The following is a 20,509-nucleotide window of genomic DNA, read 5'->3' as shown; positions in this document are numbered from 1 at the left end:
CCTCAGACCGGCGGGGCCACGAACAGGCCCTTGTCGACGTCGTTGAACGACCGGGAGGCCACGAACTCGTTCATCGCGTTGGCCGTGCCCCACTGGTCGGACACCTCGGGCCGGGTGAAGTCGTAGAGGTGCGGGTGCCAGGTGTCCTCGTCGATCTGCTCCAGATCCGTCGTGTACTCGACGGTGTTGCCGTGCGGGTCGAGGAAGTAGCTGAAGGTGTTGTTGCCGGCCAGGTGCCGGCCGGGACCCCAGATCTTCTCGACACCCGCGCGCAGCAGCCGGCCGGTGCCGCGCATGTACTCGTCGATCCCGCGCAGCTCGAACGACGCGTGGTGCAGCGACGGGTGCGGGCCGCGGGCGATGGCCATGCTGTGGTGCCAGGAGTTGATCCGCAGGAACCACATCATCTCGCCCATCCGCGGGTGCATGAGCGTGTCGGACAGGCGGAACCCCAGGTGGCGCTCGTAGAAGACCCGCGTGCCCTCCGGGTCCGCCGAGTTGATCACGACGTGCGACAGCCGCACGGGGATCGACTCGCCGGCCTCGACGGTGCGGTGCGTGCGGATCGCGACCTCGGCGCTGACCTCGACGGTGCGGCCCTCGTTGTCGAAGAACCGGAACCCGTAGCCGCCGCCGGGGGTGTCGAGCACGCCGGGCTCGCGGACGAGCTGCACGCCGGCGGTGGCCAGGCGGGCGGCGAGGGTGTCGACGTCGGCGGGGGTCGCCGCGCCGAAGGCGATGAGGTCGATGCGCTTGTCGGCGGCCTGGCGCAGCCGCACCACGTACTGCTCGGGGGAGCCCTCGGCGGCGAGGAACGCGATCCCGGTGTCGGTGTGCTCGATGGTGAGGCCCCACGCGCCGGTGTAGAAGTCCTGCTGGCGTGCCAGGTCGGGCACGGCGAGGTCGACGTGCCGCAGGTGCGTGATGAGTCGGTCGGTCACTTGTGTCTCCTCAGGCGGGTTCGGTGACGAGCGCGGCGATGCGGCCCATGAGGCCGGGGACGTCGCCCTGCTCGTGGTCGAGCAGCCACTGCCCGAGCTGGACGGAGGCCTCGACGACGGCGGCGGCGCGGGCGTGCCGGCGCGCGGTGAAGGCGTCCCAGAGGTCGTCGTCGAGCGTGTCGGCGGCGAGCAGGAGCTCGGCGAGCACCGCGGCGTCCTCGAGCGCCTGCGCCCCGCCCTGGGCCAGGGTCGGCGGGCAGGAGTGCGCGGCGTCGCCGATCAGGACCACTCGGCCGCGGTTCCACGGCGCGGGCAGCACGTGGGTCTCGAACCAGGTGTAGTTGACCCGGCCGGGGTCGTCGAGCGTGGCGAGGATGTCGTCCCACGGGCCGTGGTAGACCGAGGCGAGCTGCCGCATGGTGGCCAGCCGCTCCGCGGGGGACAGCGCGCTGCGGTCCTGCGCGTCCTCGACGACGTAGGCGTAGAGCGAGTCCTCGCCGGTCGGGCAGTAGCCCGCGATGTAGGAGGGTCCGCCGTAGAAGAGGTCGGTGCGGGTCACCGACGCCGGCCGCGGGCCGAGGGCGCGCCAGATGCCCATCCCGGTGGGACGGGTCTCCAGCTCGACGCCGAGCATCCGCCGGACCGACGAACGGATCCCGTCCGCGCCCACCACCAGGTCGTAGCGGGCGGCGGTGCCGTCGGAGAACTCGACGTCGACGCCGGCACCGTCCTGGCGGAGTTCCGCGGCGGTGGTCCCGAAGCGAATCTTCACGCCGGCCTCGCCGGCGCGGTCGTGCAGGATCCGGGCGAGGTCGGGGCGCGGCATGCCCAGGGTGGCCGGCAGGTCCGGGCCGCCCGTGCGGGCGTCGGGGATCTCGACCAGCAGGGCCCCGGCGGGGTCGGGGGCGCGCAGGCCGAGGCTGTCGAAGCCGTAGCCCTTCTCCTGCACGCGGTCCCAGACGCCGAGGTCCGCCAGCTCGCGCAGGGCGTTGCCCTGCAGCGTGATCCCGGATCCGACGGCTGCGATGTCGGGGGTGATCTCGACCAGGTCGACCGCGACCCCGCGGTCGGCGAGGTGGATCGCGGTCGCGGTGCCGGCGAGGCCGCTGCCGACGACGAGGACGGTGTTGACGGCGGGCATGGGGACTCCTTCGTCCGCGGGGCGGGTGCTACTTGACGGCGACGGGCGCGACCGGAGCGCCGACAGCTCCGGTCACGGGCAGCGGGTCGGCGGTCAGGAAGAACTCGTGGGTCCCGTCGGCGGCGCAGTCGGCGGCGAGGGCGTCGAGGTCCCACATCTCGCCGAGGAACAGCCCGATGTGCGGGATCGCGACCTGGTGCAGGGGCTGGAAGGCCTCGTCGAACTCGTTGGGCCGGACCTCGAAGCCCCAGGTGTCGGTGGCGATCGCGGCGATCTCGGTGCCGTGCAGCCAGTCCGCGGTGGTGAACGACAGCCCGGGGGCGGGGCCGCCGGCGAAGTCGCCCCAGCCCTTCCCCTCCGCGATCTCCCGGCGGGCCCGGGCCAGGCGCCCGGTGCGCACCAGCAGCAGGTCGCCGCGGCCGACCTGCACGCCGTGCGCCGTGCTCGTCTCCTCCAGGTGCTCGACGGTGATCGCGAACCCGTCCGGCAGCTCCCCGTCGGTGCCGATCGCGCGGCCGACGTCGAGGAGCACCCCGCGCCCGGCGATCCGGCCCGACGCGGTCTCGATGCCGGTGACCCGGTCGCCCTCGCTGGTCACGACGTCGCCGGCGCGGCGGCCGTTCCACGCGACGCCGTGGTCGAAGATGTGGCCGAGCCCGTCCCACTGGGTCGAGGCCTGCAGCGGCATGAACACCACGTCGTCGGCACCGCCGAGGCCGTGCGGGAAGCCCTGGGTGCCGCGCTCGGCCTCCAGGCCGGTGTCGAGCATGGTGTGCACGGGGTTGGTGCGGCGCCGCCAGCCCTTCTGCGGGCCGTCCGCGTCGAAGCGCTGGGCCAGCGGGAAGCTCACGCCACGGCGGATCAGGGCGGCGCCCTCGCGGCGCTTGGCCTCGTCCAGGAAGTTCAGGGTGCCCAGCACGTCGTCGGCGCCCCAGCGGCCCCAGTTCGAGCAGCGCTTCGCCGCGGCGGCGATGGCCCCCTCGGGATCGGTGCGGTCCAGCATGTCGGTTCCTCCTCGAGCGACGCCGTCCACGGTCGGCGATCCGCGCGCATCAGGGAAGACGAATTAGGTGATGTGGGATATCAGTGCGGTGGATACGCTGCCGCCTCGTGAACCTGGTGAGCCTGGACCTCAACCTGCTCGTGACGCTCGACGCGCTGCTCGAACACCGCAGCGTCAGCCGGGCCGCCGAGCAGATGGGGCTCAGCCAGCCGGCCGTGTCCGCCCAGCTCGCGCGGCTGCGCCGGCACTTCGGCGACGACCTGCTGGCCCGCTTCGGCAACCAGTACCGGCTCACGCCGCTCGCGGTGCAGCTGCGCCACCGGGTACGCACCGCGTTGTCCGGGGTCGAGCGGGTCTTCGCCGCCGAACCGGACTTCGACCCCGCCACCACCACCCGCGAGTTCTCGCTGATCATGACCGACTACGCCGTCGCCGTGCTGGGACCCGAGCTGGTGGCGTGCCTGCGGGAGGAGGCGCCCGGCGCCCGCCTGCGGTTCACCGCCAACACCCCGCAGGTGGTCGACCAGGTCATGCAGACCCTGACCAACGCCGACCTGCTGCTCATGCCGCACGGCTTCGTCGACGCGCTCCCGCACACCGACCTCTACCTCGACGACTGGGTCTGCCTGGTCGCCACCGGCAACCCGGCCGTCGGGGAGGAGCTGGCGGTCGAGCAGCTCCGGACCCTGCCGTGGGTCGTCACCTACCACGGCCCCACGGCGTCGACCCCGGCCGTGCGGCAGATGCGGATGCTCGGGATCGAGCCCGACGTCCAGGTCGTCACCGAGAACTTCCTGACCGTCCCCGGGCTGGTCGCGGGTTCCGACCGGGTCGCATTGCTGCAGCGCCGGCTCGTCGACCGGATCCCCGCGGAGTTCGGGGTGCGCGCGCTGCCCTGCCCCGTCGACGTCGCCCCGCTCGTCGAGGCGATCTGGTGGCACCCCATGTACGACGACGACCCGGAGCACCGGTACCTGCGCGACCTCCTGACCCGGGTGGCGGGCCGGGTGTAGCGCCCATCCAGGTCGGGGTGCCGGCCGCGCTGCTCCTGCGCCGCCACGACCAGCCGCTCGACCTCACCCGGGACCGAGCCGGGCGACGGTCACCCCTCGGCGGGGACCGGGCCGAGCCGCAGTCCCGACACCCGGCCGCCGGTGAACTCGGCCTCGGCCTGCCCGGCCGCCGCCGGCCCGTCGTGCATCCGCAGGGTCCAGGTGGCCCGGTCGCCGGCCACCTGCTTGCGGGTGGGGTCGATGGTGAACGTGCCGTCGATCAGCGCGGGGATGTGCTGGCGCAGGGGCACATCGTCGCGGTCCCGGAACGGGGTGGCGGACACCAGCCGGGCCTCCTCGGTGGTGGCGGCGCGGACGGCGTCGGCGTCCCGGGCGTCGACGGCGTGCTCGAAGGCGAGTGCGGCGAGGAAGCGGTCCGCCTGCTCCCGGCCCTTCGCCTGCAGACCGTCGAGGAACAGGACGTCACGGTTGAGCTTCGACGCCGAGCCGATCAGGCGGGGCAGGACGGTCGACGGCATCTCGATGATCCGGACCGTCGTGTGGATGTAGCCGCGGTCGGGGAGCAGGTCGCCGTCGGCGAGCATCCGGTCGATCGTCTCGATGAACCCGAGCTCCTGGTGCAGCGACAGGTTGCCGGCCAGCCCGTTGCGCCGGTCGCCGATCTCGATCAGGGTCCGCGGCTCCCGGTCGATGGCCGGCGCGTTGATCTGGACGACCCACAGCTCGTCCGGCCGGGTGGCCAGCAGGTCGCGCACCGGCGGGTTCTGCGAGAACAGCCCGTCCCAGTACGTGCCCCCGTGGGTGCGCACGGCGCGGAACAGGGTGGGGATCGCGGCGGAGGCGATCACCGCGTCGGCGGTGATGCGGTCCTGCCGGCTGTTGAAGGCGCGGAAGCGGCCGGAGAGGACGTCGACGGCCCCGAGCAGCAGCATCGGGGCCTCGCCCGCGCTGTCGACGGTCAGCGCGTCGAAGTCGACGTGCCGGGAGAGCAACGCCCGGAACTGGTCCATCCCGCCGAGCGCGCGCGGGATCGCGTAGGGGCTGATCCCGGGGGCCAGCCCGAGCCCCTGCAGCGCACCCGCCGCGACCATGCCGACGTTCTGCAGCCGCGCGATCGGGGAGCGCGCCGAGTTGTCGCGCCAGAACTCCTCCAGCAGCGTGGCCGCCCGCTCCCGGTCGCCGTCCCGCAGCCCGACCCAGGCGAGCAGGGCACAGATCGCCCCGCCCGAGGTACCCGACAGCCCGACGATCTCGTGGTCGCGCAGCGCGTCGGCGCGCAGCAGGCGGGCGAGCACGCCCGCGGTGAAGGCCGTGTGGCTCCCTCCGCCCTGGCAGGCGAGCGCGACACGGCGGGGTCGGCCTCCGGTCATGACACCCGTTCCTACCGCCCTCCCCGGGACGGCGGAAGGCGGTGCGGACGAGGCGCGCCGGAGCTCACACGCCCACTGTGGAACGACGCGCCGTGCTCCTGCTCCGAACGGCGGCGGGCCCCGGAGCCGCCCGGCCGATCCCGCTCCGCGGTCCGGTCACGGACCGCGCCCGGCCGGGACGCGGGAGTCAACTGGAAGGCCGGCTGGAAGGTCCGACCGTGGTCCGCCGGCCGCACCCCTGCCACCGTGTCCGCGGTGACAGGGGGAGGTCATGCACCTGACGGTCGAGCTTCTCCGCACCGCCGACGGGCGACTGGGGGGCACCGTGACGACAGACTCCGGCCGGGAACTCGCGTTCTCCGGCACGCTCGACCTGCTGCGGATCCTCGAGGACCTGGAACCGCCCGGCGACCGGGACGACGGCGCGGCACCGCGGCGGCCCCGGTGAACGACGCGGCCCCGGCGAGCGAAGCGGCCCCGTCGGCGTCGTCGGGATCTGGGCCCGCGGCGCGCATCGCAGCCGTCAGCGGGATCGTGTTCGCGGTCCTGTTCGTCGTGGCCCTGGTCCTGGTGCACCGCGCCCCGACGCTCGCCGACCCCGACTCGGCGTACACGGGCTTCTACGCCAACGGCGGCGACCAGCTGTTCGTGGCCGTCGGGCTCTACCTCGTCCCGTTCGCGGGCATCGCGTTCCTCTGGCACATGACCGCGATGCGCGCCGTGCTGGACACCCTGACCCCGCAGCCGTCGACCATGGCGCACGGGCTGAACCTGCTGGCCGGGGCCATCTTCGTGACGCTGCTGTTCGCCGGGACCGCCGCGGTCGGCGCGGTCGCGTTCGGGGTCTACTTCGGCCACTCGCCCGCCGAGGACCCCCAGACGGCGCGGGCGCTCACCGGCGTCGGCTACGGCCTCGTGTTCATCTTCGGGGTGCGCGGGGCCGGCATGTTCGCGCTGACCACCACGACCCTGCTGCGCAACGCGAAGGTGCTCCCGATCGTCCCGGCCGTGATCGCGTACCTGCTCGCCGCGTTCCTGCTGCTCGCCGTGACCAGCAACCCCGCGGCCGTCCTCGTCTTCCCGGCGTGGGTCGTGCTGATCTCGATCTTCCTGCTGCGCCACGCCCACCGCGCGGCCGCGCCGGCGCCCGAGCCCGACACCGGGCCTCCGGCGCCCGCCGCGCCCCTCGACACCACCAGCCCGAGCCTCAGGAGTGACCAGCCATGACCGCCTCCGTCACGCCCGTCACCTCGAAGACCGTCGACGACATCCCCGGGCCCAAGGGCGTGCCGATCATCGGCAACATGTTCGAGATCCGCCAGGCCACGATGATCCAGGACCTGATGAAGCTCGTGCGCGAGTGGGGGCCGATGCTCAGGCTCAACACCCCCAACGGGCCGCTCTACGTCGCCTCCGGCCTGGAGATGGTGAACGACCTGTGCGACGACACCCGGTTCGACAAGCTCGTCGGGCTGAGCCAGCGGGAGTTGCGCAAGACGCACGAGAGCGCGGGGCTGTTCACCGCGGACACCGACGACCCGCTGTGGAAGTCCGCACACGACATCCTGCTGCCCAGCTTCAGCACCTGGGCGATGAAGGGCTACCTCGACCCGATGATCGACATCGCCGAGCAGCTGTGCCTCAAGTGGGAGCGGCTGAACACCGACGAGCCGATCGACGTCACCGCCGACATGACGCGGCTGACGCTGGACACCATCGCGCTGTGCGGCTTCAGCTACCGGTTCAACTCCTTCTACCGCGAGGGCCAGCACCCGTTCGTCGAGGCGATGATGGGGGCGCTGCACGAGACCCAGGCCCGGCAGCGCCTGCTCCCGGTGGCGATCAAGGTGCGCCGCGGGGCCCAGCGACAGCTCGAGGCCGACAGCAGGTTCATGGACGACACGGTGGGGAAGATCCTCGCGGAGCGGAAGGCGTCCGGGGACCCCGGGAACGACCTGCTGGGGCACATGCTCGTCGGCACGGACAAGCAGGGGAACAGGCTGCCCGACCACAACATCATCGCCCAGTGCCAGACCTTCCTGGTCGCCGGCCACGAGACGACCAGCGGGCTGCTGTCGTTCGCCATCTCCTACCTGCTCAAGCACCCCGAGGTCGTCGCGCGGGCGCACGAGGAGGTCGACCGGGTGCTGGGCACCGACCCGTCGGTGCCGCCCACCGTGGCGCAGGTCCAGCAGCTCGGCTACGTCCGGCAGATCCTCGACGAGACGCTGCGGCTCTGGCCGACCGCGCCCGCGTTCACCCGCCAGACCCGCCGGGCGACCACCGTGGGCGGGTGGGGGCCCTTCGAGCCCGGACAGGCGGTCATCGCCCTGACGCCGATGCTGCACCGGCTGACCGAGGTGTGGGGGCCGGACGCGGATGAGTTCAACCCGGACCACGTCGCGCCCGAGCGTCTCGACGCCCTGCCCCCCAACGCCTTCCGGCCCTTCGGTTCCGGCCAGCGGGCCTGCATCGGGCGCCAGTTCGCGCTGCAGGAGGCGACCCTGGTGCTCGGCATGGTCCTGCAGCGCTTCGAGCTGATCGACCACGCGAACTACCAGCTGAAGATCAAGGAGTCGCTGACCCTCAAGCCCGAGGGCCTCACGATCACCATCCGCCCGCGCAGTGGCCGGACCTGGGGCGCGTCGCCGCGGCAGGCGGAGGTCGTCTCGATCCCGCGGTCCCCGGCCCTCGCCGTCGCGCCGGCCGACCGGCACGGCACCCCGCTGCTGGTGCTGTTCGGGTCGAACCTCGGGGCGTCGGAGGACCTCGCCTCGCGGATCGCCCGGGACGCGACGGACCGGGGCTACACGGCGCGCACCGCCGGGCTCGACGACGCGGTCGGGGAGCTGCCCACGGACGGCGCGGTCGTGGTCGTCACCTCGTCGTACAACGGGCAGCCGCCGGACAACGCCGGGAAGTTCTGCACGTGGGCCGACGACGCCGCCACCTCGGCGGAGGGGGTGCGCTACACGGTCTTCGGCTGCGGCAACCGCGACTGGGCCGCGACGTACCAGGCGGTGCCGACCCGCGTCGACGCCGCGCTCGAGGCCCGCGGCGCGACCCGCGTGTACCCGCGGGGGGAGGGCGATGCCCGCGGCGACTTCGACGGGCAGTTCGAGGCCTGGTACGCCGGGCTGTGGGACGCGCTCGGGTCGGCCCTGGGCCTGGAGGCCGGGGCGGCGGAGGCGGCCGGCGGCGGCCCGCGGCTGGCCGTGGAGCTGGAGCAGCGCCGCACCGCCAGCCCGATCCTGCAGTCCTACCGCGGGCAGGCCGCGACGGTCCGGGTCAACCGTGAGCTCACCGCCCGGGCGGGCATCCCGGGCGGGCGCTCGGTGCGGCACCTGGAGATCGCGCTGCCCGCGGGCACGACCTACGCCGCCGGCGACCACCTGGGGGTGCTGCCGCGCAACGACATGGCGGTCGTCAACCGGGTGATCGCCCGCTTCGGCCTCGACGGCGGTCAGTACGCCACGCTCACCGCGTCCGGGGCGAGCCCGACCCACCTGCCGATCGGCGAGCCCTACCCGCTGCTGGGCATCCTGGCGGGCTGCGTCGAGCTGCAGGACGTCGCGAGCCGGGCGGGCCTGGCGGCGATGGCGGCCCACATGCCGGAGGGGCCCTTCCGCGACGAGCTGGCCGACCTCGCCGGGACCGACGACGAGTCGAAGGCCCGCTACCGCGAGAAGATCGCGCTCCCGCGGCGCACGCTGCTCGACGTGCTCGAGGAGCACCCGGAGTGCGACCTCCCGTTCGCGGAGTACCTCGACCTCCTGCCGCCGCTGCGCCCGCGCTACTACTCCATCTCGTCGTCGCCGACGATGAGCTCCGCCGCCGCGGTGACCGTCGGCGTGCTCGAGGGTCCGGCGCGCAGCGGGGACGGCTCGACGTTCCGCGGGGTCTGCTCCGGGCACCTGAGCGCGGTGCCCGAGGGCGGCACCGTGTTCACCTTCGTCCGGCAGCCGAGCATCGCCTTCCGGCCGCCGGAGAACCCGCACGTTCCGATGATCATGATCGGTGCCGGTACCGGGATGGCCCCGTTCCGCGGGTTCCTCCAGGAGCGGGAGTCGTTGCGGGCCCGCGGCGTCCCGATCGCCCGGTCGCTGCTGTTCCTCGGCTGCCGGGACCCCGAGGACGACCTGCTCTACGCCGACGAGCTCAAGGGCTACGAGGCCGACGGCGTCGCGACCCTCATCCCGGCGTGCTCGCGGGTGAAGGGCTACCCGCACCGCTACGTCCAGCACGCCCTCGAGGCGTCTGCCGACCAGGTGTGGGAGGCGCTGCAGGACGAGGCCGTCGTCCTCGTGTGCGGCAACGCCTCGACCATGGCTCCCGGTGTCCGCGCCGCCCTCGTCGCGGTGTTCCGCGCCAAGACCGGGGCCGGCGAGTCCGACGGCGAGGCCTGGCTCGCGGGCCTGCGGGCCGGTGACCGCTACCTCGAGGACATCTGGGGCGAGACGGCGGTGGTGTAGGGGCTCAGCCGTCGAGCACCGTCCGCAGGGTCGCCGCGAACTCGTCCGGCTTGCCGGCGTAGCCGAACTCGCCGTCGAGGAAGCCGCCGTGGTGGCTCGGGAAGACGACCGCCCGCCCGCCGAGCAGGGCGGCGGTCGCCTCCGCGGTGCGCGCGGTGAAGGTCCCCGCCGACTCCTCGCCGACGGCGATCACCACGCGGGTGGGCGCGGCGGCCAGTGCGCGGGCGTCAGGGCGATAGTCGCTGAACGCCCATGACCGGTCCGAGAGCAGCGGATCGTCGCGCAAGCCGTCGTCGCCGGCCGGCATCCCGAACTGCGCCGGATCGGGGGCCGGGCGGGCGAGGAACTCCTCGGTGAACTCGCCCTGCCAGGAGGTCATCGCGACGAACGCGGCCATGCCGGCGCCCCAGCCCTTCGCCTCGTAGACGTCCCGGACGGCGGCCCGGGCGCGCTCCGCGGCCGCGGCGTCGGGCAGCACGGTCAGGATCGGCGGCTCGTGCGCGACGAGGGTGGTCACGTCCCCGGGGTGCGCCGCGACCAGGGCCAGCGCGGTGACGGCGCCGCCGCTGCTGGCGAACAGCTCGACGGGGCCGGCGCCGAGCTGCTCGACGAGCGCGTGGACGTCCGCGGCCTGCGCCTCCGGGGTCTGGTCCACCCGCCCGTCCTTGCGGACGCTGCGGCCCAGCCCCCGCGGGTCGTAGGTGACGACCGTCCGGTCGGGGAAGCGGGCGGCGAGCGCCCGGAACCCGCCGGCGTCCATCGGCTGGCCGATCAGCAGCAGCGGCGGCCGGCCGTCGGCGGTCGGCAGCGGTCCCTCGACGTCGTAGGCGAGATCGACCTCGGGTGTCTCCAGCACGTGGCTCGGCATGCCCGGTGGACCGCCCCCCGGCCCGGAACTCATCGGCTCGCGGGGCGGCGTCGCGTCAGCCGAAGGTGAAGACGTAGGCCTGGGCGCCGGCGTCGAGGAACGTGATCTCGACAGTGCGGTCGGCGACCGGGCCGTCCTGGCGGACCAGCTGGTACAGCCGGTCCTCGGTGACGGTCCCGGCGCCGCGCCCGTCGATGTCGAGCCCGGCGGAGCCGTCGGGCGGCCGCCCGTCGACCCGCACGCGGAAGTGCACCGGCGCCTTCGTGCGGGAGCCCAGCACGAGGTTGAGGTCCCGCCCGCGGAAGCGGTGCACGATCCGCCCGTCGGGCTCGCCGAGCGTCGCGCTCTGGCTCCCCACCGTCCAGTCGCCCGAGAGGGCCCACTGGTTGAGCGCGAGCCGCGGCGGCTCGGTGTAGACCCGGCCGCGGTCGGGGTCGACGCCGCCCGGGGAGGCGAAGCCGGTGGCCCGGGCGTAGCCGACGTAGGTCTCGGGCGAGCCGAGCCGGTCCCAGTCGGCGGCGCGGAACACGCCGTCGGGCTCGACGGCCACGAGGTCGTCGTCGACGCCGTCGCGCCCGGCCTCGACGAGCAGCTGCTGGATCACCCGCTCCGACCGCTCGTAGTCCTCCTCGCCGAAGTGGTGGTGGCGGATGCGCCCCCCGGCGTCGACGAAGTAGAGGGCGGGCCAGTACGCGTTGTCGAAGGCACGCCAGACCACGAAGTCGTTGTCGACCGCGACCGGGTACTCGACGCCGAGCCGGGCGAGGGCGGCCCGGATCTTCGCCAGGTCGTGCTCGAACGGGAACTCCGGCGAGTGCGCGCCGATCAGGACCAGCCCGGCGTCGCGGTACTTCACGGCCCACGCCCGGACGTAGGGCACCGTGCGCAGCCAGTTGATGCAGGAGAAGGTGCAGAACTGGACCACGACGACCCGGCCGCGCAGCCCGGCCGGCGTCAGCGGGGCGGAGTTCAGCCACGCCGCGGCGCCGGCGAGCTCCGGGAGCTCGCCCTCGACGGGCAGCTCCGCCGTCGCGGTCACCGCAGCGACCTGAAGGTCGCCCGGACCTCCGCCGAGAACGTCTGCGGCTGCTCCCAGGCGGCGAAGTGGCCCCCTTCCTCGACCTCGTTGAAGTGGACGAGCTTCGGGTACGCCCGCTCCGCCCAGCTCCGCGGGGCCGGGTAGAGCTCGTCGGGGAAGACGGTCACGCCGACCGGGATCTCGACGCCCCGGGCGTCGAAGAAGGCACCCGTGTTCTCCCAGTAGAGGCGCGCGGAGGAGATCGCGGTGTTCGTCAGCCAGTAGTGGGTGACGTTGTCGAGGACGTCGTCGCGGGACAGGCCGCCGGGCCGGCCGGCGAAGGCGCGCGCGATGAGCTGGTAGCTGCGGACGTCGTGATCGATCATCCAGGCCGCGAGGCCGACGGGGGAGTCGACGATGCCGTAGAGGGTCTGCGGCCGGTTGGCCATCTCGATCGCGTAGCCCACGCCGGTCCTGAAGAAGTCGGCCAGTGTCTCGTAGGCCGTCTTCTCGGCGGCGGAGAGACCGGCCGGCGGCGGGTCGCCGAGCTGGAGGGCCCTCGAGATGTCGGCGGGAACCGTCGCCGGCATGTTGGTGTGGATGCCGAGCAGGCCGGGGGGCGTGAGCAGGGCCATCCGCTCCGTGACGGCGTTGCCCCAGTCGCCGCCCTGCGCGACGTACCGCGGGTAGCCGAGCCGGCTCATCAGCTCGACCCACGCGCGGGCGACGCGGCCGGGGTCCCAGCCGGTCTCGGTCGGCTTCCCCGAGAACCCGTAGCCCGGCAGCGACGGGATGACGAGATGGAACGCGTCCGCGGCGCTCGCCCCGTGCTCCGTGGGCCGGGTGAGCGGGTCGATGATCTTCAGCTGCTCGACGGTCGAGCCCGGCCAGCCGTGCGTGACGAGGAGTGGCAGGGCGTCCTCGTGCTCGGAGCGGACGTGGATGAAGTGGATGTCGACGCCGTCGATCTCGGTGACGAAGTGGGGGAGGGCCGCGAACCGCTCCTCGAACCGGCGCCAGTCGTACTCCGTCGCCCAGTAGTCGGCGAGCGCCTGGATCGTCTCGAGCTGCACCCCCTGGGAGTCGTCCGGTTCCCGGTCGGGCCACTTCGTCGCTGCGACACGTCTGCGCAGGTCGGTGAGCTGCTCCTCGGGGACGTCGATCGTGAACGGGCGGATCGCGTCCCCGCCGGTCGTCGGGACTGTGGCTCCCATGGGCTCGCTCCAGGCGTGGTCGTCGGCAGTGGGGTCTGCAGTGGGGTCGGCACTGTTCGGCGCCGAGGGGTTCGGCGCCGGGCCCCGGGAGCCGCGTCGGGCTTCCCGAGGCGGCGACCAATGCTCCGGACCTGGGGGCGGGCGCCATCACCTCACGGAGGTGAACCGGCGACGGGGTGATGGGCCTGCTGGTGACGCGCCTGGTGAGGGAGCGGGCGCCTGCCGCGAGGCCGGAGGGGTGGGCATCGTGGCAGGCGCCTGGTTCGACCGTCGCGGCTGCGCGAGGGGCGCCACCCGGCACGCGCGGCGTCGGGAGGGCACGCCCGGCGGGCGACGCGTGGACGGGACCGCGAGGGTCCGGGGGACCGTAACCCCGGCAGGCAGGGCGATCCAACCCCGACCTCGACGAGACAGTCGAAAAGGCGACAGATGGGTCAGGGTGAGCTGAGCCAGCGGTTCCAGTTGGTTCCACCGCGCAACTCAGGTCGTGCCGAGGTCACTTGACTGATCTGAACAGTTGCACAGATGATGCATCCGGCCGCTTCGTCCGGGGCGGCTCGGACGGGAACGAGGTGACGACCGGATGCCACGACGGCGAGTGGCGCAGCTGGCGACCGCAGCGGTCGCGGTGGTCGCGGCGGTCGTGCTGGCGGCGTGCAGCGGGCAGGGCGGCGGGACCGGAGCGGCCGGGGCGGACGACGAGCTGACCGTCGCGCTGCAGTTCCCGCCCCGCGCCGCGTACGCCTTCGACGCCGACGACGGTGCCCGGCTGCAGAGCCTTGGCGTGGCCGAGACGTTGACGACGGTCGACGACGCCGTGCAGCCCGCCCCGGGCCTGGCGACCTCGTGGGAGCAGACCGCAGACCCGCGGACCTGGCGGTTCGTGCTCCGGCAGGGCGTGACCTTCCACGACGGCAGCCCGCTGACCCCGGGCGCCGTCGTCACGGCGCTCGGCCATGTCGCCGGCGTCACGGCGCCGCCGCGATCGATCCGCGGGATCGGGTTCGAGATCGCCGCGGACGGCGCCGACGCCGTACGGATCACGACGGCGGAGCCGGACCCGGTGGTGCCGTTGCGGATGAGCAGCGGGAACCTGGGGATCCTCGCGCCCGCCGCGTACGCCGGGGAGGGGCAGCCGAGCGTGATCCGGACGGGCACGGGCCCGTACGTGCTGGACACGGTGAACGGCACCGACTCCGCGGTCCTGGTGCGCAACGAGGGCTACTGGGGCACGAAGGCCGGCGCCGGGCGGGTGACCGTGCGGTACGTGACCGACCCGCAGAGCCGGGCGCTGGCCCTGCAGTCCGGCGACGTCCAGTTCGCCGAGGGCCTGCCCACGGCGTCGCTCGACCAGCTGCGCTCGGCCGGCGTCGACGTCGCGGAGTACCCGGGCGCCCGCACGATCGAGCTGCTGCTCAACCAGTCCGCGGCGCCCTTCTCGGACCTGCGGGTGCGGCAGGCCGTGACGAAGGCGATCGACCGGCCGGTGCTGGCCGCGCAGGTGCTGGGCGGCGCGGCGGCTCCGGCGGCGGACCTGTTCGGCGCCGCGGTGCCGTGGGGCGGGACCGCCCCGCCGCCGGGTGCCGACGTCGACGGGACGAAGGCCCTGCTCGCCGAGGCCGGGTACGGCCCCGACCGGCCGCTGCAGGTGCGCCTGTGGACCTTCCCGAACCGACCGGAGATGCCCGTCCTGGCGGGGGCGATCCAGTCGATGCTGGCCCGGGCCGGGATCGGGGTGGAGGTGACCGTCGGGGACTACGCCGCGCAGGAACCGGAGGTGCTCGCCGGGCGGTTCGACATGTACCTCAACTCCCGCAGCTACCTGGCCGACCACGCGGACGCAACGCCACCCTGACCTCGGACTACACCTGCGGCGGCAGCTACAACATCGACCACTACTGCTCGGCGGCCTACGACGCGCTGATCGACCGGCTGCCGACGGTCACCGACACCGCCGAGCGGCAGCAGCTGTTCGCCGAGGCGGCCCGGATGCTGACCGCCGACGCCGTCGGCGTGATGGTCGTGCACCCGCTCAACACCGCGGGCTCGCGCGGGGTGAGCGGTTTCGCGCCGGACCCGCTCGGGGTGCGGCCCGTCCTGCCGCCGCTGTCGCGCACCGACGCCTGAGTGCTCGGCCCGCTGCTGCGGCGGCTGCTGCCGCTCCCGCTGGTCCTGCTGGCCGCGTCGGTCGTGGCGTTCGCGCTGCCCCGGCTGATCGGCGGCGACGTCACCCGGGCAGTGCTCCGCGCCCGGGTCGCCTCCGACGCGCCGGACCCCGAGACGACGGCCCGGGTCGCGGCCGAGCTCGGGCTCGACGGCCCGGTCGTCGGGCAGTACCTGCGGTGGCTGGGCGCCGTGCTGCGGGGCGACCTCGGGATCGGCTATGTCGCCCGCACCCCCGTGGTCGACCAGCTCGGTTCGGCGCTCGGCGTATCGGGGCTGCTCACCGGCGCCGCGCTCGGGCTCGCGGCGGTGCTGGGGATCCCGGCCGGGGTGCTCGCCGCGCGGCGTTCCGGTGGCCTGCTCGACCGCGGGCTGTCCGCCGCCGGCATCGCGGGGATCGCCGTGCCGGAGTTCGTCCTGGCGCCGTGGCTGGTCCTGGTGTTCGCGGTGGGCGCGGGTATGCTCCCGGCGATCGGCTGGGGCGGCCCGGAGCACCTGGTGCTCCCGGTGCTCACGCTCGCGGCCCATCCAGCCGCGCTGGCGGCGCAGCTCGTGCGCGCCGAGACGATCGACGTGCTCGGCCGCGACCACGTCCGCCTGGCCCGGTCGAAGGGGCTGCCGGAGCGTCGGGTGCTCTGGCGGCACGCCGCCCGGCTCGCGCTGACCTCGGTGACCTCGCTGTCCGGGATGTTCGTGGCCGGGCTCCTCGGCGGAGCCGTCGTGGTGGAGACCGTGTTCGGCATCCCCGGGGTGGGGCGGCTGCTGCTCGACGCCGTCCTGGCCCGGGACCTGCCCGTGGTCCAGGCCGGCACGCTCGTCCTCGTCGCCGTGGCGGTGGTCGCCGGGATGGTCGCCGAGGTCGTGCAGCTCGCCCTCGACCCGGTCGCCCACGACCGCGAGGCCGACCGGTGAGGTGGGTCCTCGGTGCCGCGGCCGGGCTCGTGCTCCTGGTCGGCCTCGGGCCCCTGCTGCTGCCCGACCCGGTGGCCACGGACTTCGCGGCCATCCTGCGCCCGCCGTCGACCGCCCACCTGCTGGGCACCGACCAGCTGGGCCGCGACGTCGCCGCACGGCTGCTCGTCGGGGGCCGGCTCACGCTCGGTCTCACGACCGGTGTCGTCCTGGTCACCGGGGCCGTCGGGGTCGCGGTCGGGCTGACGTGCGGCTACGCGGGCGGACGTGGGGGACGTGCCGTGCTGCGCCTGACCGACCTGCTCGCGGCGCTCCCGACCGTGCTCTTCGGGCTGCTCGCCGCGGTCGTCCTCGGACCCGGCCCGGGGTCGTTGCTGGTCGCGGTGGTCGTCGTCGGGTGGACCCCGTTCGCGCGGCAGGCCTACCAGCTGACCGTGCGGGAGGTCGGGCAGGGCTACGTCGAGGGCGCGGCCGCGCTCGGGGCCGGGCGCGCCAGGGTGCTCGGCGGGCACGTGCTGCGCAACGTCGCGGGCCCGCTCGTCGCCCACGCCTGCGTGCGCTTCGCCGGGACGTTGCTCACCGTCTCGGGCCTGTCGTTCCTCGGCCTGGGCATCCGGCCGCCGACGCCGGAATGGGGCGCGATGGTCGCCGAGGGGCGGGAGTTCCTCTTCGCCGCCCCGCACGTCGCACTGGCCCCGTCGGTCGCCGTCGTCCTCGTCGCGGCGCTCGCGCTCGTCGTCGGGCGCGGGCTGGAGAACCCGGCCGGTTCGTGGACCGTACGTCGCGGTTCTTCCCTGCCGTCATCAGAATGAGGTACGGAAATGAGGCGCCGGGCGGCCGTCCGGACCCCGGTGCTAATCTCGCGGCGTGAATGCGGCCGTCGTCAGGTCCGTCGGCGGTCTGCTGAATTCCGTCTTTCCGCTCCGTCGCCGGCGGCGCGTCGCGACGGTCGAGGTCGCCGGTCTCGATATGCGTTGGGAAGAGAAATCCGGTAGACCCTTACCGCCGGAACCCGATCCCCGTGGCCCCGCCGAGCATCGTGAATTCCGGCTGCACCTCACCCTGACCCTGCGGAACGCCGCGGACCGCCCTCGAAAGGTCACCGGGCTGCGGGTCACCTGCCCGGCGAGTGCGCTCCTGCTGCTGTACGGGCTGCCGCAGGCCCCCGGGACGGCAGAGCCCGCCGCTCCGCCGCAGATCGGACCGATAGATGCTGGTCAGAGGGCCGATGACGTCGGGGCGGCGACCCTCCCGCACCCCCGCGAGGAACCGGTCTTCGACCTTCGCGTCGACGTCACCGACGAGGTTCTCGGCCACGCCGTCGCGCGCGTGCGGGTGGTCCTCGAGCTTCCGGCCTTCGCGATCCGTCGGGACCACGGTCCGTACCCGTTGTACGTCCTCCAGCTGGAACTGGAAGTCGGCCGCGGCATACTGCCCCTGGGGTCGGTTCTCGCCGCGCCCGCCGGGCCGATGCTCGACGGCGCGCTGGAGAAGGACGCGGAAAATGTCCTCCGCACGGAAATCCGTCGCGCACTCGCGCAGGAATCCCCGGGGGACGGTGTCGTCGAATTCGCGTCCTCGCTGAACCGGCGACTCTTCGACTGGATCGCCCAGCGTCGCCGGACCGTCGAGACGACCCTCGCCGAGCTGTCCGAATTCGGGCCGTTCCAGGTTGTCCAGGACCAACCGCTCACCGGTCGCGCCGAGCAGCTCGACCACTACGTCGAGGGGATCGACAAGCGCCAGGCCGAGCTGCGGACCCGGCTCTTCGACCGCCGCCCCTGGCCTCGCGCGTGCCGACGGTGACGGCCGGCCTGCGATCGTCGTCGGAGCCGGGTCGACGGCGCCGGCGCGACGGTGATCGCACCGCGGCCGGCGTGCCGTGCGGCGGGATCACCGCCGGAGGAGGGACGACCGACATGAGCAGGCTCGGCGAGATCGTGGGGATCGACGACCGCACCGTCCTGGTGCCGGGTCAGGAGCTGGACATCGCCCACGACCGGCTGGACGTCGCCACCGCCCTGCTGCACCGCGTCGGCGACACCCTGTTCCTGGTCGACAGACGGTCCCGTTCCGGCGGGCCCTGACCGCGGCGGTCGACCGGGTCGGGCCGTGGGAGCGGCTGGTCGTGCTCACCACCCACGGCCACCCCGACCACGTCGGCAACGAGGACCTGGCCGACGAGCTCGCCCGCGACCGCGGCGTCGCGGTGGAGCACCACGTCCCGGCCCGGGACGTGCCGCAGATGGTTGACCCGGCCGCCTACCGGGTGGGACACAGGCGCCGCGGCGGTTACGGTCGGCGGGTGTCGCAGCTCCCCGATCCCGTCCGGGCGCGGTCCTTCGGAGCCGGCGCGGAGGCCTACGCCGCACACCGGCCCGGCTACCCGGACCAGGCGGTGGACTGGGCCCTCGACACCGTCCGGGGACGGGTGCTCGACCTTGCCGCGGGGACGGGGAAGCTCACCGCGAGCCTCGTCGGCCGGGTCCGCGAGGTGGTCGCGGTGGAGCCAGATCCCGCGATGCTCGCCCTGCTTCGCGCGGCCCTGCCCGCTGTCGAGGCCCGCGAGGGGACCGCCGAGCGGATCCCGCTCCCGGATTCGTCGGTCGACGCCGTCCTGGTCGGGCAGGCCATCCACTGGTTCGACCCCGATCACGCGTTCCGCGAGATCGCCCGCGTGCTGCGGCCGGGCGGGGTGCTCGCCGGGCTGTGGAACGCCGACGACGGCCGCGTCGAGTGGGTCCGCGGCTACCACGAGGCCCTCGCCGACGAGCGGCCCGAGCACGGGGTGCCCCGAGGTGGCGACCGGCCGGACCTCGACGCCGGCCCGGACTTCGGCCCGGTGCGCACGGCAGCGTTCGAGTACCGGCTCGCGACGACCGTCGACGGCCTGGTCGCCACCCTGGGGACGCACTCGTGGGCGCTCGTCAGCACACCGACGGACCGGAACGCCGCCTTCGACCGGATGCGCCGCTACCTCGCGTCGCGGCCCGAGGTGTCCGGGGACGGGTTCGAGCTCCCCATGGTCACCCGGGTCCTGCGGACGGTGAGGCTGTGATGATCAGTTGTCGTCCGGGAAGGCGAGCACGCGGGCTCGGCGTCCTGGGGCGGCAGCCCGGGATCGGTGAACAGGTGCTGCGCACCGGGTAGAGGAAGGGTGCCTCCTCTACAGCCCGTGGCATCCGTCGGGAAGCCTCCGCCGAAATCCGTGTGGCGACCGCGCCGAGCACTGCTAGCCTCCCGGAGGCCGTGCGAGAGAACGAGGAGGTGGTACCCGTGAACGCAGTATCGACGTGGGTGCTCCCCTCCGGGGTCACGGTCGGGCGGTAGGTCGTCCGGGAGCGCCGTTCACGCGCACTCCCGAAAGGCACGACCATGCGATTCACTTCCGAACAGCGCCTCGACGACGGCGTTCTCGAACGCGAGTTCACACTCGGTGGGATCCCCAGCATCCTGTGGACGCCCGGATCCGCATCCGCACCGGCCCCGCTGATCCTGCTCGGCCACCCTGGTGGACTGCACAGGATGTACCCCCGACTGGTCGCCCGGGCCCGACAGTCCGCGGCGGAGGGCTTCGCCGCGGCCACCATCGAGCTCCCCGGCAGCGGTGACCGGCCCCGCTCCACCGCCGCCGAGGAGGCCCGCGCCGATCTGCGCCGGGCGCTGGCGGCCGGCGAGCCGGTCGGCGACGATGTCGTCGACCGGCTCGTCCTCCCGCTGGTCGAGAAGGCGGTCCCGGAATGGCGGGCGGCCCTGGACGCCCTCCTTCCGCTGCCCGAGATCGGTGGCCCGGTCGGGTACTCGGGAGGGGTGATCGCCATCGGCATCCGGCTGGCGGTGGTCGAGCCGCGCATCTCGGCCGCGCTTCTGTTCGCCGGGAGTTACGTGCCCCGCAGGATGTTCGAGGAGGCCCGGCAGGTCACCGTTCCGTTGCAGGTCCTGCTGCAGTGGGACGACGAAGGAAACGACCGGCAGATGGCCCTGGACCTGTTCGACGCCTTCGGCGCCGAGGAGAAGACGCTGCACGCCAATATGGGCGGGCACACCGGCGTCCCCCGGTTCGAGGGGGACGAGGGGACCCGCTTCTTCGCCCGGCACCTGAGGGGGTCGGGAGCGTGCTGTTCGACCAGTGCGAACGCTCAGAGTCGAGCTGAATGAGCGGGTGCGTAGCTGCGCGACCGAGTGCGGGCAGAAGGGACTCGGCGGCATCTCGGCCACCGGAGTTCGCGCCCTGCCCCGACGACAGCCGTTCATCCCACGGGCGTGAGTACCGGTGGTGGTCGGCGGCGGGGTGTGGTCGATCCAGCTCGGTGGGAGGAACCCGGGGAGGGCGTCGGTCATCCGGACTTCCCAGTGGGAGTGGTGGACGAGCCGGTGGTGGACGGTGCAGAGCA

Annotated in this window: 19 protein-coding genes; 12 read left to right on the top strand and 7 right to left on the bottom strand. The window is 73.8% G+C overall.

From position 1 onward, the window contains the following. Window positions 1-2: 2 nt before the first annotated feature. The 3 genes from ACQP04_RS28390 to ACQP04_RS28380 are packed head-to-tail and all read right to left on the bottom strand — an operon-like array spanning window position 3 to window position 3,085. On the bottom strand, window positions 3-941 hold the full coding sequence (locus tag ACQP04_RS28390; RefSeq protein ID WP_433503598.1) for a VOC family protein: 939 nt from the start codon (window positions 939-941) through the stop codon (window positions 3-5). 10 nt (window positions 942-951) lie between these two features. Next, window positions 952-2,082: an FAD-dependent monooxygenase gene (locus ACQP04_RS28385; RefSeq protein ID WP_433503597.1), complete on the bottom strand. Its 1,131-nt coding sequence runs from the start codon at window positions 2,080-2,082 to the stop codon at window positions 952-954. A gap of 28 nt (window positions 2,083-2,110) precedes the next feature. Then, window positions 2,111-3,085 carry a cyclase family protein gene (locus ACQP04_RS28380; RefSeq protein ID WP_433503596.1) on the bottom strand — a complete coding sequence of 325 codons (975 nt, stop codon included), beginning with the start codon at window positions 3,083-3,085 and terminating at the stop codon, window positions 2,111-2,113. A gap of 107 nt (window positions 3,086-3,192) precedes the next feature. On the opposite strand from ACQP04_RS28380, the gene ACQP04_RS28375 reads away from it, so the two are divergent. Continuing rightward, the gene (locus ACQP04_RS28375) at window positions 3,193-4,098 is read left to right on the top strand and encodes a LysR family transcriptional regulator (RefSeq protein ID WP_433503595.1); all 906 of its coding nucleotides are present in this window, start codon (window positions 3,193-3,195) and stop codon (window positions 4,096-4,098) included. Between the two features lie 89 nt (window positions 4,099-4,187). On the opposite strand, the gene ACQP04_RS28370 is transcribed toward ACQP04_RS28375, so the two are convergent. Then, window positions 4,188-5,468 carry a patatin-like phospholipase family protein gene (locus ACQP04_RS28370; RefSeq protein ID WP_433503594.1) on the bottom strand — a complete coding sequence of 427 codons (1,281 nt, stop codon included), beginning with the start codon at window positions 5,466-5,468 and terminating at the stop codon, window positions 4,188-4,190. 271 nt (window positions 5,469-5,739) lie between these two features. Between ACQP04_RS28370 and ACQP04_RS28365 the strand changes: the two genes are divergently transcribed. Genes ACQP04_RS28365 through ACQP04_RS28355 form a run of 3 tightly spaced genes read left to right on the top strand, consistent with a single transcriptional unit; the run spans window position 5,740 to window position 9,940 of the window. Beyond that, window positions 5,740-5,916, top strand: coding sequence for a hypothetical protein (locus tag ACQP04_RS28365; RefSeq protein WP_156067618.1), 177 nt, complete (start codon window positions 5,740-5,742; stop codon window positions 5,914-5,916). Further along, complete coding sequence (locus ACQP04_RS28360; protein WP_433503593.1) at window positions 5,913-6,695, top strand: hypothetical protein; 783 nt, start codon at window positions 5,913-5,915, stop codon at window positions 6,693-6,695. The genes ACQP04_RS28365 and ACQP04_RS28360 overlap by 4 nt, the downstream gene beginning before the upstream one ends. Further along, window positions 6,692-9,940 (top strand): bifunctional cytochrome P450/NADPH--P450 reductase, encoded by a 3,249-nt coding sequence (locus tag ACQP04_RS28355; RefSeq protein WP_433503592.1) that lies wholly within the window; start codon window positions 6,692-6,694, stop codon window positions 9,938-9,940. The genes ACQP04_RS28360 and ACQP04_RS28355 overlap by 4 nt, the downstream gene beginning before the upstream one ends. Window positions 9,941-9,944: 4 nt before the next feature. Here ACQP04_RS28355 and ACQP04_RS28350 read toward each other — a convergent pair whose 3' ends face one another. The 3 genes from ACQP04_RS28350 to ACQP04_RS28340 are packed head-to-tail and all read right to left on the bottom strand — an operon-like array spanning window position 9,945 to window position 13,040. Next, window positions 9,945-10,808 carry an alpha/beta fold hydrolase gene (locus tag ACQP04_RS28350; RefSeq protein WP_433503591.1) on the bottom strand — a complete coding sequence of 288 codons (864 nt, stop codon included), beginning with the start codon at window positions 10,806-10,808 and terminating at the stop codon, window positions 9,945-9,947. A gap of 55 nt (window positions 10,809-10,863) precedes the next feature. Beyond that, entirely contained in the window at window positions 10,864-11,847 is a 984-nt protein-coding gene (locus tag ACQP04_RS28345; protein WP_433503590.1) for a hypothetical protein, read from the bottom strand. After that, entirely contained in the window at window positions 11,844-13,040 is a 1,197-nt protein-coding gene (locus ACQP04_RS28340; protein ID WP_433503589.1) for an epoxide hydrolase family protein, read from the bottom strand. The genes ACQP04_RS28345 and ACQP04_RS28340 overlap by 4 nt, the downstream gene beginning before the upstream one ends. A gap of 583 nt (window positions 13,041-13,623) precedes the next feature. Between ACQP04_RS28340 and ACQP04_RS28335 the strand changes: the two genes are divergently transcribed. The 8 genes from ACQP04_RS28335 (at window position 13,624) to ACQP04_RS28300 (ending at window position 20,273) form a co-directional block, all read left to right on the top strand. Continuing rightward, window positions 13,624-14,895 (top strand): ABC transporter substrate-binding protein, encoded by a 1,272-nt coding sequence (locus tag ACQP04_RS28335; RefSeq protein ID WP_433503588.1) that lies wholly within the window; start codon window positions 13,624-13,626, stop codon window positions 14,893-14,895. A 134-nt stretch (window positions 14,896-15,029) separates the two neighbouring features. After that, on the top strand, window positions 15,030-15,167 hold the full coding sequence (locus ACQP04_RS28330; protein WP_433503587.1) for a hypothetical protein: 138 nt from the start codon (window positions 15,030-15,032) through the stop codon (window positions 15,165-15,167). Continuing rightward, window positions 15,168-16,115, top strand: a complete 948-nt coding sequence (locus ACQP04_RS28325; RefSeq protein WP_433503586.1) for an ABC transporter permease — start codon at window positions 15,168-15,170, stop codon at window positions 16,113-16,115. Beyond that, window positions 16,112-16,927, top strand: coding sequence for an ABC transporter permease (locus ACQP04_RS28320; RefSeq protein ID WP_433503585.1), 816 nt, complete (start codon window positions 16,112-16,114; stop codon window positions 16,925-16,927). The genes ACQP04_RS28325 and ACQP04_RS28320 overlap by 4 nt, the downstream gene beginning before the upstream one ends. Before the next feature lie 55 nt (window positions 16,928-16,982). Continuing rightward, window positions 16,983-17,921 (top strand): hypothetical protein, encoded by a 939-nt coding sequence (locus tag ACQP04_RS28315; protein ID WP_433503584.1) that lies wholly within the window; start codon window positions 16,983-16,985, stop codon window positions 17,919-17,921. Window positions 17,922-18,034: 113 nt separating this feature from the next. Next, complete coding sequence (locus tag ACQP04_RS28310; protein ID WP_433503583.1) at window positions 18,035-18,202, top strand: hypothetical protein; 168 nt, start codon at window positions 18,035-18,037, stop codon at window positions 18,200-18,202. Between the two features lie 41 nt (window positions 18,203-18,243). Continuing rightward, window positions 18,244-19,173: a class I SAM-dependent methyltransferase gene (locus ACQP04_RS28305; protein WP_433503582.1), complete on the top strand. Its 930-nt coding sequence runs from the start codon at window positions 18,244-18,246 to the stop codon at window positions 19,171-19,173. A 317-nt stretch (window positions 19,174-19,490) separates the two neighbouring features. Then, a complete protein-coding gene (locus ACQP04_RS28300) occupies window positions 19,491-20,273 on the top strand; it encodes an alpha/beta hydrolase (protein WP_433503581.1) in 783 nt (260 codons plus the stop codon). Window positions 20,274-20,509: the final 236 nt, after the last annotated feature.

It is taken from the genome of Pseudonocardia halophobica (genome assembly GCF_050948485.1).
Lineage (GTDB): Bacteria > Actinomycetota > Actinomycetes > Mycobacteriales > Pseudonocardiaceae > Pseudonocardia > Pseudonocardia halophobica.
This window is presented reverse-complemented; position numbering and strand designations above follow the sequence as displayed.

Coding starts and splice junctions, on each gene's coding strand:
- ACQP04_RS28370 (WP_433503594.1), bottom strand. CDS start 5,468: ATGACCGGAGGCCGACCCCGCCGTGTCGCGCTCGCCTGCCAGGGCGGA.
- ACQP04_RS28335 (WP_433503588.1), top strand. CDS start 13,624: ATGCCACGACGGCGAGTGGCGCAGCTGGCGACCGCAGCGGTCGCGGTG.
- ACQP04_RS28300 (WP_433503581.1), top strand. CDS start 19,491: ATGCGATTCACTTCCGAACAGCGCCTCGACGACGGCGTTCTCGAACGC.
- ACQP04_RS28350 (WP_433503591.1), bottom strand. CDS start 10,808: ATGCCGAGCCACGTGCTGGAGACACCCGAGGTCGATCTCGCCTACGAC.
- ACQP04_RS28310 (WP_433503583.1), top strand. CDS start 18,035: ATGAGCAGGCTCGGCGAGATCGTGGGGATCGACGACCGCACCGTCCTG.
- ACQP04_RS28380 (WP_433503596.1), bottom strand. CDS start 3,085: ATGCTGGACCGCACCGATCCCGAGGGGGCCATCGCCGCCGCGGCGAAG.
- ACQP04_RS28385 (WP_433503597.1), bottom strand. CDS start 2,082: ATGCCCGCCGTCAACACCGTCCTCGTCGTCGGCAGCGGCCTCGCCGGC.
- ACQP04_RS28355 (WP_433503592.1), top strand. CDS start 6,692: ATGACCGCCTCCGTCACGCCCGTCACCTCGAAGACCGTCGACGACATC.
- ACQP04_RS28330 (WP_433503587.1), top strand. CDS start 15,030: ATGCTGACCGCCGACGCCGTCGGCGTGATGGTCGTGCACCCGCTCAAC.
- ACQP04_RS28365 (WP_156067618.1), top strand. CDS start 5,740: ATGCACCTGACGGTCGAGCTTCTCCGCACCGCCGACGGGCGACTGGGG.
- ACQP04_RS28340 (WP_433503589.1), bottom strand. CDS start 13,040: ATGGGAGCCACAGTCCCGACGACCGGCGGGGACGCGATCCGCCCGTTC.